The sequence below is a fragment of the Acidovorax sp. FG42 genome (genome assembly GCF_057809195.1).
Map to the genome: position 1 here is coordinate 81645 of NZ_JBMDJM010000021.1, position 15534 is coordinate 97178.

Consider the following 15534-nt stretch of genomic DNA (forward strand, 5'->3'; position numbering starts at 1 on the left):
GTTATGAACGAGTTGGATTCCCTGGTTGAGAGCGCGACGCAACTGTTTGCCCAAAGCGCCACCCCCGCTGACCTCGAAAACGCCAAGGCGCAGTTTTTGGGTAAGTCGGGTCGCGTGACGGAGCTCATGAAGGGCATGGCTCAGCTGTCCGTCGAGGAAAAGAAATCCCGTGGTGCGGCCATCAATGTGGCCAAGCAGGCCATCGAAGCGGCGCTCACTGCGCGTCGCCAGGCGTTGGCCGACGCGGAACTGCAACTGCAGCTCAAGGCCGAAGCGCTGGACGTGAGCCTGCCAGGTCGCCAGCGCGGGCAGGGGGGGCTGCACCCCGTTTCGCTGACCCTCGAACGTATCCAGGGCATTTTCGGTTCCATGGGTTTTGACGTGGCCGAAGGCCCCGAGATTGAAACCGACTGGTTCAATTTCACTGCATTGAACACGCCGGAAGACCACCCCGCGCGCTCCATGCACGACACGTTCTACGTGGAAGGCGGCACCGCTACCGCACCCAACCTGCTGCGCACCCACACCAGCCCCATGCAGATCCGCCATGCGGTGCAGCACGTGAAGAAGCACCGCGCCGCGCTGGATGCCGGCCAGGCTATGCCCGAAATCCGCGTGATCGCCCCGGGCCGCACCTACCGTGTGGACAGTGACGCCACGCACTCGCCCATGTTCCACCAGTGCGAAGGCCTCTGGATCGGCGAGAACGTGAGCTTCAAGGACCTGAAGGTCATCTTCACGGATTTCTGCCGCACGTTCTTCGAAAGCGACGACCTCGTGTTGCGCTTCCGTCCCAGCTTCTTCCCGTTCACGGAGCCCAGCGCCGAGATCGATATCCAGTTCCAGACGGGCCCGCTGGCGGGTCGTTGGCTGGAGGTGGCGGGTTCTGGCCAGGTGCATCCCAACGTGGTGCGCAACATGGGCCTCGACCCAGAGAAGTACATTGGCTTTGCGTTCGGCATGGGGCCAGACCGCCTGACCATGCTGCGCTACGGCGTGAACGATCTGCGCCTGTTCTTTGACGGCGACATCCGTTTCCTGTCGCAGTTCCAGTAAAGCCCGCCGACTTCACGCAGCGCGCAGGGCCAGCCCAGCGCCGCGCACCTTCCGTACAAGAGTGTCCGACTATGCAATTTCCTGAATCCTGGTTGCGCGAGTTCTGCAACCCCCCCTTGACGACGGCCGAACTGGCTGAAACGCTGACCATGGCGGGCCTCGAAGTAGAGGAGCTGCGTCCCGTGGCCCCACCGTTCACCAAAATCGTTGTGGGCGAGATCAAAGAAGCCGTCCAGCACCCTGATGCCGACCGCCTGCGCGTGTGCCAGGTGGATGTGGGGCAGGGCGCCCTGCTGAACATCGTGTGTGGCGCACCCAATGCCCGCGTGGGCATCAAGGTGCCATGCGCCCTGGTGGGTGCCGAACTGCCGCCGGGTGATGACGGCAAGCCGTTTCTCATCAAGGTGGGCAAGCTGCGCGGCGTGGAAAGCCAGGGCATGTTGTGCTCGGCGCGCGAGCTCAAGCTGTCGGAAGACCACGGCGGCCTCTTGGAGCTGGATGCCGCAGCGCCGGTGGGTCAGGACATCCGTGCGTACCTGAATCTGGACGACACGCTGTTCACGCTCAAGCTCACGCCTAATCTGGCGCATTGCCTGAGCGTCTATGGCATTGCTCGCGAGGTGTCTGCACTGACGGGTGCACCGCTGCAAAGCCCCGCGTTCCCTGCGGTGGCTGCCAAGCTGGCGGACACGCTGCCGGTGAAGGTGAGCGCTCCTGATCTGTGCGGCCGCTTCTCGGGCCGCATAGTGCGCAATGTGAACACGCGCGCCGCCACGCCCCAGTGGATGCTGGACCGTCTGGCCCGTTGCGGTCAGCGTGGCGTGTCGCCGCTGGTGGACATCTCCAACTACGTGATGTTCGAACTGGGCCGCCCTTCGCACATTTTTGATCTGGACAAGATCCATGGTGGCCTGGATGTGCGCTGGGGCAAGCCGGGCGAGCAGCTCAAGCTGCTCAATGGCAACACCATCATGGTGGACGACAAGGTGGGGGTGATCGCGGATGACAGCCAGGTGGAGTCGCTGGCAGGCATCATGGGCGGTGACGCCACGGCTGTGTCGGATGACACCAGGCACATCTACATCGAGGCCGCTTTCTGGTGGCCCAAGGCGGTGGCGGGCCGCTCGCGCCGCTTCAACTTTTCGACGGATGCCGGTCACCGCTTCGAGCGTGGCGTGGACCCGAGCCTCACGGTGGAGCACATCGAGCGCATCACCCAGCTGGTCATCGACATTTGCGGCACGCCCGACACCGCCTGCGGTCCCATGGATGATCAGGCCGTGAACCTGCCTGCGCCGCAGCCTGTCACGCTGCGCGTGGCTCGTGCCGCCAAGGTCATCGGTATGCCGCTGACGCAGGCGCAGTGTGCAGACGCCTTGCAGCGCCTGGGCCTGCCGGTGGTGCAGGGCGACGGCACGCTGACGGTCACGCCCCCATCGTTCCGTTTCGACATCACCATCGAGGAAGACCTGATCGAAGAGGTCGCCCGCATGGTGGGTTACAACAACCTGCCGACCACTCCGCCTTTGGCCCCCATCACGCCCAAGCTGGCGCTAGAGGCTACTCGCAGCCCGTTTGCGGTGCGCCGATCGCTGGCAGCGCTGGGCTATCAGGAAACGATCAACTTCAGCTTTGTGGAAGAGCGGTGGGAGCACGAGCTGGCTGCCAATCCGCAGCCCATCAAGCTTCTGAACCCGATTGCCAGCCAGATGAGCGTGATGCGCTCGACTCTATTGGGTTCTTTGCTACAAGTTTTGAAGTTCAACCTCGACCGCAAGGCCGAGCGAGTACGTGTCTTTGAGCTGGGCCGCGTGTTCCTGCGGGAGGGCAGTGTGCGCAATACCGACACCACGGTGGAAGGTTTCCACCAGCCCATGCGCGTGTCGGGTCTGGCCTACGGCCCGAACGACATGCTGCAGTGGGGGCGTAAGGAGCAGGCCATCGATTTCTTTGATGTGAAGGGCGACGTGGAGGCCCTGCTGGCCCCTCTGCGCGCAACGTTCGAACCCGGCAACCACCCAGCCATGCACCCCGGCCGCTGCGCGCGCGTTCTGGTCGGTGGTCGCGCGATTGGTTTTGTGGGCGAACTGCATCCGCAATGGCGTCAGTCGTGGGATCTGCCCCAGGCGCCTGTGATGTTCGAGCTGGAGCTGGACGCTGTGTTGCAGCGTGTGGTGCCACAGTTCAAGCCCGTGACTAAACACCAAGCGGTCGAGCGCGATCTGGCCGTGGTGGTGGCCGAGCGTGTGACCCACGCCGACATCATGGGCGCGGTCGAGCAGGCTGTTCCCGGCGGCATGTTGCGCTCTGCGGTGCTGTTCGACGTGTACCGACCCAAGGCGCTGCGTGCTGGCGAAGATGCACCCGCAGGGGGTTTGGCACCCGGTGAAAAAAGCCTGGCTGTGCGCCTCACCCTCGGCCGCGATGAAGCCACGCTCACCGAGGCGGAAATCGACGCCGCAGTGCAGTCCGTGATAACGCAGCTGACGCAGCGCACAGGCGCTCGTCTGCGGGTGTGACGATGTCCAAGGGGAGTGACCAACCATGATCGAATTTGCAGTCGAAAGCCTGGAGACACCGGCACTGACCAAGGCGCAGTTGGCAGATCTGTTGTTCGATCAGATCGGCCTGAACAAGCGCGAGTCCAAGGACATGATTGACGCCTTCTTCGACCTGATCGCCCAAAGCCTGGTCGAGGGCAAGGACGTCAAGCTCTCGGGCTTTGGCAACTTTCAGATCCGGACCAAGGCGCCCCGTCCCGGACGCAATCCGCGCACGGGAGAGGCCATTCCCATCAAGGCGCGCCGTGTGGTGACCTTCCACGCCAGCAGCAAGCTCAAGGAGCAGATCCAGACGGCGGCTGCTGCGTGAATTTGTGCTGTTTTTGTTGCCAAGATGTTCTTGGTGGCTGGCGGTGCAGGCTGGTCTGCAGTACGCTTGAAAGCTTTCCCGTTTGAACCTGCATCTCATGGGCACCACCCTCCCTTCCATTCCCGCCAAGCGATACTTCACGATTGGTGAGGTCGCGGAGCTGTGCGGCGTCAAGCCGCATGTGTTGCGCTACTGGGAGCAGGAGTTCACGCAGTTGCGCCCGATGAAGCGGCGCGGCAACCGCCGCTACTACCAGCACCATGAGGTACTGATGATTCGCCGGATTCGTGATCTGCTGTACGACCAGGGCTTCACCATCAGTGGGGCGCGCAATCGCCTGCAAGAGCTTGCCCATCCGGTGCGGGATGGAGGGGGGGGCGACGAGGTTTCCGTGGCGCAAGATACCGAGCTGCCCAGCATGCTGGTGGACAGCACGCGCGACCTTTCCATCGTTGCTGCAGGCTTTTCTCTGGACTCCAACGCAGTGCGCCAAGAATTATTTGAAATTCGTGCGCTACTTTCTCTGAACTGAGCTTTTTTCTGCATATAATCTAAGTCTTGTCGGCGTGTAGCGCAGCCTGGTAGCGCACTTGCATGGGGTGCAAGGGGTCGCGAGTTCGAATCCCGCCACGCCGACCATTGTTAGCAAAAGCCCAGAACCGAAAGGTTCTGGGCTTTTTTGCTTTTGTCGCTTCGGGCTTTCTTTGCATCACCGCTGGCGCTGGAAGGTCGGCCCTCCGGATTCACACTGGCGCCTCTGTGTTCTGAAGGCGGCGAAATCAAGAGCCCGTGGTGGCTATGCCAGCCGGACGGCGGCGAAGGATGGCTACTAAGGCATAACAGCCCAGCGCCCCGTGATGGGCAAGGAGACCTCATGATTGATGGCTTGGTAGCCGGACGGCTATATGGTGAGGCGGAGCGCCGCACGGACAAGGCGGGCAAGGCTTACAGCCTGGCGAAGGTCAGGGCCAGTACTGCAGAAGGCGAAGTGCTGTTCGTCAACGTCATCGCCTTTGATGACGATCTGTGCGCGTCCCTGCATCGATTGCGCGATGGTGATTCCGTGGCGCTTTCTGGCAGCTTGAATCCCCGTGTGTGGACAGACAAGCAGGGCAATGCAAGGCCCGCACTGGATATGGTGGCGCACCGCCTGATCAGCATGCCGATTTCCGACGCTGAGCAATAAGGAAGCCGCGCTCCGCCGGCGAAGTGTGGTGACTTTTGGGCGGGATGAATGCCTGCACGGGCGGCAGGCTCGAGGCTTAGCCGGTCTTTCGGGCATTGCCCGAAGGATTGGGGGCAAAACCCAAGGCTTTGAGCTCATCCTCGCTCATGTGCAGTTCGGTCAATTCGGGCTGGCGCGCCTCAATGGCTCGCCGCCGTTCGAAATTGGTGGGTGGACCTTTTTCTTCCTGGCGGCGATCCTTGCCGCTGCGGCGGTCCATGCTGCCTCTGCGTTCGACACTCATGATGCTGCTGGTGGTGGTGGATGGAGTGAGGTGGGTTACGTACACAGCCGGCCGCCAATGGATGGGTCATCTTTGGGCGTCGACTGAGGCACACAGTCTGCATCAGTTGCTGGCATTTGCAAACATCCAAGGTGCCATCCTCGCTCTGCACGTGGCGCAAGAAACGATTGTTGACGAAGGCGGGTGCCTATCGTGGTGGGGTGGTACTTGTTGTTGGTCGACGCCTTGCCGCCGAAATGGCCGTTTTGGAGGGCGTCGGCCGCCATCCTATGGTCGGCGAGCCTGCAATGCAGTGGGTCGATTTCTTGACCTTTCGAGGCCGCCAAGAAAAAAGCCCTGACTCTTGCGAATCAGGGCTTTTCATTTGGTGCCGGAGAGATGAATCGAACACCCGACCTTCTCATTACGAATGAGCTGCTCTACCGACTGAGCTACACCGGCTTAGCCTTGCATTATAGCGTGGAATGGTAGCTGGTCACGCGTTCGACTTCATTTTTTGAGCCGAGGATCACGCTGACACGCTCGTGCAACTGGGTGGGCTGGATGTCGAGGATGCGTTGCTTGCCGTTGGTGGCAGCGCCACCGGCTTGTTCGACCAGCCAGCCCATGGGGTTGGCCTCGTACATCAGGCGCAGCTTGCCGGGCTTGTTGGGTTCGCGCTTGTCCCAGGGGTACATGAAGACACCGCCACGGGTCAGGATGCGGTGCACGTCGGCCACCATGCTGGCGATCCAGCGCATGTTGAAGTCCTTGCCGCGCGGGCCTTCCTTGCCCTGCAGGCATTCGTCGATGTAGCGCTTCACGGGCTCGTCCCAGTGGCGCATGTTGCTCATGTTGATCGCGAATTCCTTGGTGTCTTCGGGAATGCGGATGTTCTCTTCGGTCAGCACGAAGGAGCCTTGTTCGCGGTCCAGCGTGAACATCGCCACGCCGTCGCCCACAGTGAGCACCAGCGTGGTCTGCGGGCCGTAGATGCAGTAGCCTGCGGCCACTTGCTGCGTGCCGGGCTGGAGGAAGTCGCCTTCCTCTACGCCCCGGTCGCCATCGGGCTTCTTCAGCACGCTGAAGATGGTGCCGATGCTCACGTTCACATCGATGTTGCTGGAGCCGTCCAGGGGGTCGAACAGCAGCAGGTATTCACCCTGTGGGTATCGGTTGGGCACCAGGTAGATGCCGTCCATTTCTTCGGACGCCATGGCCGCCAGGTGACCGCCCCATTCGTTGGCTTCGATCAGCACCTCGTTGGCGATGATGTCGAGCTTTTTCTGGATCTCGCCCTGCACGTTTTCGCTGCTGGCCGTACCCAGCACGCCGCCCAGCGCACCTTTGTTCACGGCGTGGCTGATGCTCTTGCAGGCGCGGGCCACCACTTCAAGCAGCAGGCGCAGCTGCGAGGGGATGAGTCCGTCCACCCGTTGCTGCTCAACGAGGTAGCGGGTCAGGCTGATGCTTTTTGCCATGTCAGTCTCTTCTCGGTCGTGGTTTATTCGGCAAGCGCGCGGGTCACCACCTCGCGCACGTCGTTGGACAGGTCGGGCTTGGCGGCGACGCGGGCGATGGCCTCGCGGGCAGCGCTGCGCCACGGGTCTGCCAGCTTCTTCCAGCGGTCGAGCGCACGCGCAAGGCGCGCGGCAACCTGTGGGTTGATGGCGTCCAGCTCGATCACGCGGTCGCTCCAGAACACGTAGCCCGCTGCGTCCGACCGGTGGAACGCGCCGGGGTTGGCACTGCAGTAGCTGAAGATCACACTGCGTGCGCGGTTCGGGTTCTTGAGGCTGAAGTCCGGGTGCGACATGAGCTGGCGCACGGCGGGCAACACATTGCCGCCACGGTCCGGGGCGCCGGCTTGCAATGCAAACCACTTGTCGATGACCAGCGGCTCGTCCTTGAACATGGCGTGAAAGCGTGCCAGGGCAGGGGCGGCCAGCTCGCTGCCGCTGGCTACCAGGGCGGTCAGGGCGTTGAAGCGGTCCGTCATGTTGCCTGCCACCTTGAAGCGCTGGTAGGCCTTGCCAGGCCACACCACATCGCCTGTCTTCTGCGCGGCAATGCACAGCATGTGGAGCGCCAGGCCGCTGAGCGCGCGGCGGCCGGAGGAGACGGGGTCGGGGCAGTAGCCGCCGGTGTCCTGGTTCTGTTCCCAGACGGTTTCCCAGTCGCCCTGCAGTGCTAGCGCCAGCTCTTCGCGCATGGCTTCGCGCACCGCGTGGATGCGCTGCGGGTCCACCACGTCCAGCTGCTCGGCGATGTAGGTTTCGGAGGGCAGCGTGAGCACCAGCTCCTTGAACGCTGCATCCAGGGCCGGGTTGCGCAGCACGCTGCGCATGGCTTCCACAAACTCTACCGAAAGGATGGCTTGGTCAAATCGGCCGTTAGCGCTAGTTTTATATGCCTCGTTAGCTATTGTATTAATAGCGATTCGCAGTGCCAGGCGCTGGCCTGCTTCCCAGCGGTTGAAGGCGTCGGCGTCGTGCGCCAGCAGGGTGAGCAACTGCGCATCGGTGTAGTCGATGTCCAGCACCACGGGCGCGCTGAAGCCGCGCAGCAGCGAGGGCACGGGTTCGGCATCCAAGTTGGTGAAGGTCAGGGTCTGCGATGCTTCGGTGAGCACCACCACGCGCGAGGTGGCGTGGGTAGCACCGTCTGCAGCGCCTTCGCCCGCAAGGTGCAAGGGCAGGGCGGCACCGGTGGTGGCGTCGATCAGGCCCAGCTCCACTGGGATGACGAAGGGCAGCTTCTCGCTTTGGCCTGGCGTGGCCGCGCAGCTTTGCGACAGGGTGAGTGCATAGCAGCGTGTGGCGGCGTCGTAGCGGCCCGTGGCGCGCACGCGGGGCGTGCCGGCCTGGCTGTACCAGCGCTTGAATTGCCCAAGGTGCTGCGTGAGCGGGCTGCCCGGGTTGGCATCGGCAATGGCCTGCACAAAGTCGTCGCAGGTCACGGCCTGGCCGTCGTGGCGCTCGAAATACAGCTTCATGCCCTTGGCAAAGCCCTCGCGGCCCACCAGGTTGTGCTGCATGCGCACGACCTCGGCACCCTTTTCGTAGATGGTGACGGTGTAGAAGTTGTTGATCTCGACGTAGCTGTCGGGCCGCACCGGGTGGGCCATGGGGCCCGCGTCTTCGGGGAACTGGGCGGTGCGCAGCACGCGCACGTCCTCGATGCGCTTGACGGCGCGGGCGGACGGGCTGCCCGCGAGGTCCATGCTGAATTCCTGGTCGCGGAAGACGGTGAGGCCTTCCTTCAGGCTCAGCTGGAACCAGTCACGGCAGGTGACGCGGTTGCCGGTCCAGTTGTGGAAGTACTCGTGGCCGACCACGCTTTCGATGTTGGCAAAGTCGGTGTCGGTGGCGGTGGATTCGCTGGCCAGAACGTACTTCGTGTTGAAGATGTTCAGGCCCTTGTTCTCCATGGCGCCCATGTTGAAGTCGCTGGTGGCGACGATCATGAAGCGCTCCAGGTCCAGCGGCAGGCCGAAGCGGGCTTCGTCCCAGGCCACGCTGTACATCAGCGAGTTCATGGCATGTTCGGTCTTGCCCAGGTCGCCCGGACGCACGTAGACCTGCAGCAGGTGGTCGGTGCCCGAGCGGCTCTTGATCTTCTGCTCGCGGGCCACCAGCTTGCCCGCTACCAGGGCGAACAGGTAGCAGGGCTTCTTGTGCGGGTCGACCCACTTCGCAAAGTGGCGGCCGTCTTCCAGGTCCCCGCTGTCCACCAGATTGCCGTTGCTCAGCAGCACCGGGTACTGGGCCTTGTCGGCGCGCAGTGTGACGGTGTAGCTGGCCATCACATCGGGCCGGTCCAGGAAGTAGGTGATGCGGCGAAAGCCCTCGGCCTCGCACTGCGTGAAGAAGGTGCCCTGGCTCACGTACAGGCCCATGAGCTGCGTGTTCTTGGCGGGGCAGCAGGTGGTGAAGATCTCCAGCGCGAAAGGCTCGGAGCCTTCAGGCAGGTTCTCCAGCACCAGGCGGGAGCCTTCCATCTTGAACGATGTGCCCTGGCCGTTGACCAGCACGCGCGCCAGGTTCAGGTCGTCACCGTCGAGCTTAAGCGGCTGCGCGGCCACGTCGGGGTTGCGGCGCAGCGTCATGCGGTTGAGCACGCGCGTCTTGGCCGGGTCCAGGTCGAAGGTCAGCTCCACGCTGTCGATCCAGTAGGCGGGGGCGGTGTAGTCCTCGCGGCGGATGGCGATGGCCGGGGCCGCGCCGTCTCCGCTTCCGTCGGCTTTATGCAGTTGCAACATGGATGCTCTCCAGAAAGTCGGTGTTCATGAGTTCGGTGTAGTCGCGCACGGCGGCCAGCACATGGGGCCCGGCCAGTTGCTCGGGCGTGTGGGTGCTGCAGATGGCCACGGCGCGCATGCCCGCGCGGCGGGCGGCCTCGATGCCGAAAGGCGCATCTTCAAAAACGATGCAATGCGCCGGGTCAGCCGCGATGCGGCGTGCGGCTTCGAGAAAGATGGCGGGCTGGGGCTTGCCAGGCAGGCCCTCGTCGCCGCGCACGATCGCTTGCGGCGCGGGCTCCAGGCCGAGGTGGCCCAGGGCGAATTCCACGTTGCCGATGTCGCCGGCCGTGCCCACGGCCACCTTGAGGCCGCGCGCGCGCACCTGAGCTGCAAACTGGCGAAAGCCCGCCACCTCGGCAAAGCGCGGGGCGAATAGCTCGCGGTAGATGGTTTCTTTTTCGTGCGTGAGCGCGTCGGCCTCGTCCTGCGACACAGGGCGGCCCAGCAGTTCCACGATGCACTCGGTGCCATTGCGGCCCGTGGTGCGCGCCATGAGGTCGGGCACGTCGATGTCCATGCCCCGGCGGCGTGCAAACTCGACCCATGCCTGGGCGTGCCAGGGCATGGAGTCGATCATGGTGCCGTCCATGTCGAAGATGATGGCGTCGGTGCGCATCCGCATCGCTCAGACGCCTTGCTTCAACGAAGCTTCGATGAAGGCGTCCAGGTCGCCGTCCAGCACCTTTTGCGTGGCCGAGATTTCGACGTTGGTGCGCAGGTCCTTGATGCGGCTGTTGTCCAGCACATAGCTGCGTATCTGGTGGCCCCAGCCCACATCGGTCTTGGTGTCTTCCAGCTTTTGCTGCTCTTCCATGCGCTTGCGCATTTCGAAGTCGTACAGGCGGCTGCGCAGGCGCTGCCACGCCACGTCGCGGTTGCTGTGCTGGCTGCGGCCGTCCTGGCACTGCACCACGATGCCGGTGGGAATGTGCGTCAGGCGCACGGCCGAGTCGGTCTTGTTGATGTGCTGGCCGCCCGCGCCGGAGGCACGGAAGGTGTCGGTGCGCACGTCGGCCGGGTTGATGTTGATCTCGATGGAGTCGTCGATCTCGGGGTAGACGAACAGCGACGCAAACGAAGTGTGGCGGCCGCCGGAGCTGTCGAACGGGCTCTTGCGCACCAGGCGGTGCACACCGGTTTCGGTGCGCAGCAGGCCGAAGGCGTATTCACCTTCGATCTTGATCGTGGCGCTCTTGATGCCGGCCACGTCGCCCGGGGTTTCTTCTTCGACCGTGGCCTTGAAGCCCTTGCGCTCGGCGTACTTGAGGTACTGGCGCAGCAGCATGCTGGCCCAGTCGCAGGCCTCGGTACCACCAGCGCCGGCCTGGATGTCCACAAAGCAGTTGAGCGGGTCGGCCTCATTGCGGAACATGCGGCGGAACTCCAGCTCCTCGATCAGCGGCTTGAGCTTGGCGGCCTCGGCCTCGATGGTGATGAGGCCGGCCTCGTCGCCTTCCTCCTTGCTCATCTCGTACAGCTCGGCGTTGTCGGCCAGCTCACGGGTGAGCTTGTCGAGCGTCACCACCACGCTGGAGAGCGACTTCTGTTCCTTGCCCAGCTCCTGGGCCTTCTTGGGGTCGTTCCAGACCGCGGGGTCTTCCAGCGATGCGTTTACCGTGCGCAGGCGTTCGAACTTGGCATCGAAGTCAAAGATACCTCCGTAACTCAGTGGTGCGCTGAGCCAGGTCTTCGAGGGTGGTGCCGATGAGGTTGATGCGTTCTGCGTCCATGATTCTTGTCCTGCGTGTTCTGTGGAATAACCCGCGATTTTCTCATGGGAAGGATAAGAGCCTGTTCAAAGTCTTTTTGGAGTCTCACAAGTCCCTTGCCGGGATGGGATGCAAGGCGCGGTGCGCCGTGGATAGCTCGGCTATCCACAAGCGCCGCTACGCAGCAAACCGCCCGGCAAGGTACTTGCCCGAAGGGTTGGAGCGAAATCGGGCGATTGGACGCCCCGGCTGCTTGCATGGGCACGAGCCCATGCGGCGCATCCGAAGCATCCAATCATCCCGATTGCACTCAAATGCGATCTCCAAAAAGACTTTGAACAGGCTCTAAGTGCCCCGGCAATGCCCTTTGCGCGGGGCGATCGCTGCAGCGGCGCGTGGAGCCCGGCGGGCAATCTGCCGGGTGAATATCAAAAATGATAGCTACTCAGGCAATATGCACTAGCGCTTGGAGGCGCTAGGGCGTCAAATTGCCTCAGGCAGCATCCAAAAACGCTTCGATCAGCTGCGCTACCTGCTCGGGCTGGTCGTGGTGCAGCATGTGGCCTGCGTCTTGCACGACGGCCGTGCTGCAGGTGCGCACATGGGTCAGGCGCTGGTGATATTCGTCCAGGGTGTACCGGCCGTTCCACCACTGGCCCAGGCTGTCGCCACTGGCCTCGATGGCCAGCACGGGTGCGGTAATGCGTTCGTAGATCGCCAGGGCCTCGTCCGCGCGGTACAGCTGCGCGCTGGTGATCTTGTGGGCGGGGTCGCCCAGGATTTCCCACTGCCCCTGCGCGTTGGGCCGTGCCCAGTGCTGGGCCAGCCATTGGGCCTTGTCTTCGGACAGGCGGGGGTTGGTCTTCATCAGGCGGCGGGCCACGCCGTCAGCGCTGTCATAGGTCTTGAGTTCCTTGGTGCCCTGGTGCAGCTGCTTGATCTCGTCGATCCATTGCGCGTAGCGCGTGGGCGCCTGCGCGGGGCGTGTGGCGGGCAGGCCGAAGCCTTCCAGGTTGACGAGCTTGCGCACCCGCTCGGGCCGCACGCCGCCATACATCATGGCCACGTTGCCGCCCATGCTGTGGCCCACCAGGTCGATGGCTTCGCCGGGCGCGTATTGGTCCAGCAGCAGGTCCAGGTCGGCCAGGTAGTCTGCAAACACATAGTGGTCCACCGGTGCGCCGGTGGTCAGGCCGAAGCCGCGCCAGTCCGGCGCGATGATGCGGCGTGGTTGGCGCAGCGCATCCACCGTGAACTGGTAAGAGGCACTGACGTCCATCCAGCCGTGCAGGAGCACCAGCGTGGGCAGGTCGCTTTGCTCTGGGCCCCAGTGGCGGACGTGGTAGTTGAGGTGCCGCAGCGCCAGTGTGCTGCTGCGCGAAGGGGTGAGGACTTGGTACATGCTGTGCCAATGTTACGTTGCCGCCGCTCTGGAGGGGCGCCCTGCGGTGTCACCAAGGAGTCCGGCGCCCGGCAGGTTTTGGCGATCGCTTGTACCATCGCCAGCCGGGCCGCAGCAGGCCCTGTTTCCTTTTCCACCATCTGGAGCCTTCACCGCATGAACACCGTCCGCTTGGGTCAGAGTGACCTGCTTGTCACCCCCATTTGCCTGGGCACCATGACCTTCGGCGAGCAGGTCAATGAGGCCGACTCGCATGCCATCCTGAGCCAGTCGCTTGCGCGCGGCGTGAACTTCATCGACACGGCCGAGATGTACGCCGTGCCCGCCCGGGCCGAGACCTTTGGCGCGACTGAAACCATCATCGGCAACTGGTTTGCCAAGAACCCCGGCGCGCGCCAGAAGCTGGTGGTGGCCACCAAGGTGGCGGGCCCATCGCGCGGCATGCCCTGGGTGCGCGAGGGCAAGGGCATGACGGCGGCCGATATCGTGGCGTCGTGCGAAGGCAGCCTGCGCCGCCTGCAGACTGATGTGATCGATCTCTACCAGATCCACTGGCCCGAGCGCCATGTGCCTGCGTTCGGCAACCTGTATTACGACCCCGCCAAGGAAACGTCGCAAACCCCCATCCGAGAGCAGCTGGAAGCGCTGGCCGGGCTGGTGAAGGCCGGCAAGGTGCGCTACATCGGCCTGTCGAACGAAACCCCCTACGGCGTGCACGAATTCGTGCGCCTGGCCGAGCAGCACGGCCTGCCGCGTGTCGCCACCGTGCAGAACCCGTACTGCCTGATCAACCGCACCTGGGAAAACGGGCTGGATGAAACCTGCCACCGCCTGGATGTGTCGCTGCTGGCCTATTCGCCCCTGGGCTTTGGCCTGCTGACGGGCAAGTATGACGAAAGCGGCATCACCGGCCCCAACGCTCCGCAGGGCGCGCGCATTGCATCGTATGAATCCGTGCGCAAACAGCGCTGGGGCCGCCCCGAGGCGCTGGAGGCATCGCGCCGCTACAACGCGCTGGCCCGCGCCAACGGCATGACGCCCACGCAGATGGCGCTGGCGTTCTGCTACACCAAGTGGCAAGTGGCCAGCACCATCATCGGCGTGACGTCGGTGGCGCAGCTGGAGGAAGACCTGAACGCCTGGGGCACCACGCTGTCGCCCGAGGTACTGAAGGCCATCGACGCGATCCGCTGGGAGCTGCGCGACCCGGCGCTGTGAGCGGGCAGGGCGTGGCCCTGTGACTCTGCAGGAGAAAAACAAAGGGGCCCAGCAGGGCCCCTTTGTTTATTGACGAATCGTCGGGCACAGCCGTCAGGCCGTCGCCTCTTGCCGGGCGGTGCGTCCTTCCGTCCACGGCGTTCCTTGGGGCTCGCCCAGGTCCCAGAACAACCCGGCCATCACCGCCAAACCTTCGCGGGCCACGGGTGCCAGCAAATGCTCGTTGGGTGCATGTTGGGCGCAGGCAGGGTACGAGTGGGGCACCCACAGCGTGGGCAGGCCCAGCTGGTCGGCAAAGATGTCGTTGGGCAGCGAGCCTGCCAGGTTGGGCAGCAGCGTGGCGGGCTGGCCGGCGCTGGCCTGCAGCGAGGCCATCGTCCAGTCCACCCAGGGGTTGTGCAGATCGAGCCGCGTGGCGCCGCAGTGCATGCCCATGGTGATTTCGACTTGGTTGAAGCCATGCGCGTCCAGGTGCTCGCGCAGCGTGGCCTGCACGTTCTGCCAATCGGTGCCCACCACAAAGCGCAGCTGGCAATGCGCTACGGCCTGTGCAGGGATGGCATTGATGGGCCGCTGCGCGTTGCCCGCGCCCAGCGCCAGCAGTTCCAGCGTGTTCCAGCCCACCAGTTGCTCGGCGGGGGTGAGGCCGGGCTCGCCCCAGCCGGGGGTGAGCGCGGGGTCATCGGCTCCGGTGCCAATCACCACGTCCTGGAGGGCAGTGCGCAGCTTGTCGGGCACCGCAGGCGGCAGCAGGCCTTTGACCAGGATGCGGCCCTTCGCGTCCACCAGCGTGGCCAGAGCGTGCGTGAGTACCGTGGCCGGGTTGGCCAGTACGCCGCCCCAGTTGCCCGAGTGATACGCCTTGTCGCGGCTGCGCACAGCGAGCGAGAAATTGATCGCACCGCGCGACCCCAGAAAGAGGGTGGGGTGGCCCGCATTCACACGCGGGCCGTCGCTGGCCACGAACAGGTCGGCTTTCAATGCATCGCGGTGTTGCTCGCAGAAGGCGGCCAGGCCAGGTGAACCCGCTTCTTCACCCATCTCCATGAGCAGCGTCACGTTGTAGCCCAGACGGCCGCCCCGGGCCTCGATGGTGTGGGCCAGTGCGGCCAGGCTCACGGTGTGCTGGCCTTTGTTATCGGCCGTGCCCCGGCCGTACCAGCGCTCGCCTTCTATGGTCAGCTCCCAGGGCGAAAGGCCCTCGCGCCATTGCGTGTCCTGCCCGTTGACCACGTCGCCGTGGCCGTAGGTGAGCACGGTGGGCAGCGCAGGGTCTTCCACACGGCGTGCCACCAAAAAGGGGCCGCCTTGCGGCGAGGGGTTGTCGAGCACCTCGCACTCAAAACCCAGAGGCGTGAGCCAGGGCACCATTTCGTCGGTGAGGTAGGCGCGCAGTTCGGGCGGCACCTTGCCGGTGTCGCTTTCGGTGCGCCAGGCCACCCGGCGGCGCAGGTCGGTGGCAAAGCGGCCCTCGTCAAAGTAGCGCTGGACGTCTTGAATGAGTTGTTGGCGGTTCATCGTGCAGCT

The 15534-nt window shown here is 64.0% G+C and carries 13 protein-coding genes and 2 tRNA genes; 7 read left to right on the top strand and 8 right to left on the bottom strand.

Going from position 1 to position 15534, the window contains the following annotated elements; translation table 11 throughout:
- Window positions 1-3: 3 nt before the first annotated feature.
- The 6 genes from pheS (at window position 4) to ACODSM_RS19565 (ending at window position 5113) form a co-directional block, all read left to right on the top strand.
- Entirely contained in the window at window positions 4-1056 is a 1053-nt protein-coding gene (pheS, locus tag ACODSM_RS19540) for a phenylalanine--tRNA ligase subunit alpha (protein WP_056063795.1), read from the top strand.
- 71 nt (window positions 1057-1127) lie between these two features.
- Window positions 1128-3575 carry a phenylalanine--tRNA ligase subunit beta gene (pheT, locus tag ACODSM_RS19545; protein ID WP_488806583.1) on the top strand — a complete coding sequence of 816 codons (2448 nt, stop codon included), beginning with the start codon at window positions 1128-1130 and terminating at the stop codon, window positions 3573-3575.
- A 25-nt stretch (window positions 3576-3600) separates the two neighbouring features.
- Complete coding sequence (locus ACODSM_RS19550) at window positions 3601-3927, top strand: integration host factor subunit alpha (RefSeq protein WP_110961273.1); 327 nt, start codon at window positions 3601-3603, stop codon at window positions 3925-3927.
- Between the two features lie 97 nt (window positions 3928-4024).
- On the top strand, window positions 4025-4459 hold the full coding sequence (locus ACODSM_RS19555) for a MerR family transcriptional regulator (protein ID WP_343734730.1): 435 nt from the start codon (window positions 4025-4027) through the stop codon (window positions 4457-4459).
- A gap of 30 nt (window positions 4460-4489) precedes the next feature.
- A tRNA-Pro gene (locus ACODSM_RS19560) sits at window positions 4490-4566 on the top strand.
- 235 nt (window positions 4567-4801) lie between these two features.
- Window positions 4802-5113, top strand: a complete 312-nt coding sequence (locus ACODSM_RS19565; protein WP_295942217.1) for a single-stranded DNA-binding protein — start codon at window positions 4802-4804, stop codon at window positions 5111-5113.
- 76 nt (window positions 5114-5189) lie between these two features.
- Here ACODSM_RS19565 and ACODSM_RS19570 read toward each other — a convergent pair whose 3' ends face one another.
- From ACODSM_RS19570 to ACODSM_RS19600, 7 genes are all read right to left on the bottom strand, one after another.
- Window positions 5190-5372: a hypothetical protein gene (locus ACODSM_RS19570; RefSeq protein WP_309824633.1), complete on the bottom strand. Its 183-nt coding sequence runs from the start codon at window positions 5370-5372 to the stop codon at window positions 5190-5192.
- A 389-nt stretch (window positions 5373-5761) separates the two neighbouring features.
- Window positions 5762-5837, bottom strand: a tRNA-Thr gene (locus tag ACODSM_RS19575).
- Window positions 5838-5848: 11 nt separating this feature from the next.
- On the bottom strand, window positions 5849-6856 hold the full coding sequence (locus ACODSM_RS19580) for a class 1 fructose-bisphosphatase (RefSeq protein ID WP_063460605.1): 1008 nt from the start codon (window positions 6854-6856) through the stop codon (window positions 5849-5851).
- Window positions 6857-6879: 23 nt separating this feature from the next.
- Window positions 6880-9636, bottom strand: a complete 2757-nt coding sequence (gene pepN / locus ACODSM_RS19585; protein ID WP_488806584.1) for an aminopeptidase N — start codon at window positions 9634-9636, stop codon at window positions 6880-6882.
- A complete protein-coding gene (locus tag ACODSM_RS19590; protein WP_488806599.1) occupies window positions 9620-10294 on the bottom strand; it encodes an HAD family hydrolase in 675 nt (224 codons plus the stop codon). The genes pepN and ACODSM_RS19590 overlap by 17 nt, the downstream gene beginning before the upstream one ends.
- Window positions 10295-10303: 9 nt before the next feature.
- A protein-coding gene (gene prfB / locus ACODSM_RS19595) for a peptide chain release factor 2 (RefSeq protein ID WP_488806585.1) occupies window positions 10304-11408 on the bottom strand; the annotation gives its coding sequence in 2 pieces (ribosomal slippage) (window positions 10304-11326 and window positions 11328-11408; 1104 coding nt in all).
- A gap of 472 nt (window positions 11409-11880) precedes the next feature.
- Window positions 11881-12789: an alpha/beta fold hydrolase gene (locus ACODSM_RS19600; RefSeq protein ID WP_488806586.1), complete on the bottom strand. Its 909-nt coding sequence runs from the start codon at window positions 12787-12789 to the stop codon at window positions 11881-11883.
- A 156-nt stretch (window positions 12790-12945) separates the two neighbouring features.
- Here ACODSM_RS19600 and ACODSM_RS19605 point away from each other — a divergent pair, with 156 nt between their 5' ends.
- Window positions 12946-14007 (top strand): aldo/keto reductase, encoded by a 1062-nt coding sequence (locus tag ACODSM_RS19605; protein ID WP_110961278.1) that lies wholly within the window; start codon window positions 12946-12948, stop codon window positions 14005-14007.
- A 93-nt stretch (window positions 14008-14100) separates the two neighbouring features.
- Here ACODSM_RS19605 and ACODSM_RS19610 read toward each other — a convergent pair whose 3' ends face one another.
- Window positions 14101-15525 carry a M20 family metallopeptidase gene (locus ACODSM_RS19610; RefSeq protein ID WP_488806587.1) on the bottom strand — a complete coding sequence of 475 codons (1425 nt, stop codon included), beginning with the start codon at window positions 15523-15525 and terminating at the stop codon, window positions 14101-14103.
- Between the last annotated feature and the right edge of the window lie 9 nt (window positions 15526-15534).

Coding starts and splice junctions, on each gene's coding strand:
- pheS (WP_056063795.1), top strand. CDS start 4: ATGAACGAGTTGGATTCCCTGGTTGAGAGCGCGACGCAACTGTTTGCC.
- ACODSM_RS19590 (WP_488806599.1), bottom strand. CDS start 10,294: ATGCGCACCGACGCCATCATCTTCGACATGGACGGCACCATGATCGAC.
- ACODSM_RS19570 (WP_309824633.1), bottom strand. CDS start 5,372: ATGGACCGCCGCAGCGGCAAGGATCGCCGCCAGGAAGAAAAAGGTCCA.
- pepN (WP_488806584.1), bottom strand. CDS start 9,636: ATGTTGCAACTGCATAAAGCCGACGGAAGCGGAGACGGCGCGGCCCCG.
- ACODSM_RS19555 (WP_343734730.1), top strand. CDS start 4,025: ATGGGCACCACCCTCCCTTCCATTCCCGCCAAGCGATACTTCACGATT.
- pheT (WP_488806583.1), top strand. CDS start 1,128: ATGCAATTTCCTGAATCCTGGTTGCGCGAGTTCTGCAACCCCCCCTTG.
- ACODSM_RS19550 (WP_110961273.1), top strand. CDS start 3,601: ATGATCGAATTTGCAGTCGAAAGCCTGGAGACACCGGCACTGACCAAG.
- ACODSM_RS19605 (WP_110961278.1), top strand. CDS start 12,946: ATGAACACCGTCCGCTTGGGTCAGAGTGACCTGCTTGTCACCCCCATT.
- ACODSM_RS19580 (WP_063460605.1), bottom strand. CDS start 6,856: ATGGCAAAAAGCATCAGCCTGACCCGCTACCTCGTTGAGCAGCAACGG.
- ACODSM_RS19610 (WP_488806587.1), bottom strand. CDS start 15,525: ATGAACCGCCAACAACTCATTCAAGACGTCCAGCGCTACTTTGACGAG.
- ACODSM_RS19600 (WP_488806586.1), bottom strand. CDS start 12,789: ATGTACCAAGTCCTCACCCCTTCGCGCAGCAGCACACTGGCGCTGCGG.
- ACODSM_RS19565 (WP_295942217.1), top strand. CDS start 4,802: ATGATTGATGGCTTGGTAGCCGGACGGCTATATGGTGAGGCGGAGCGC.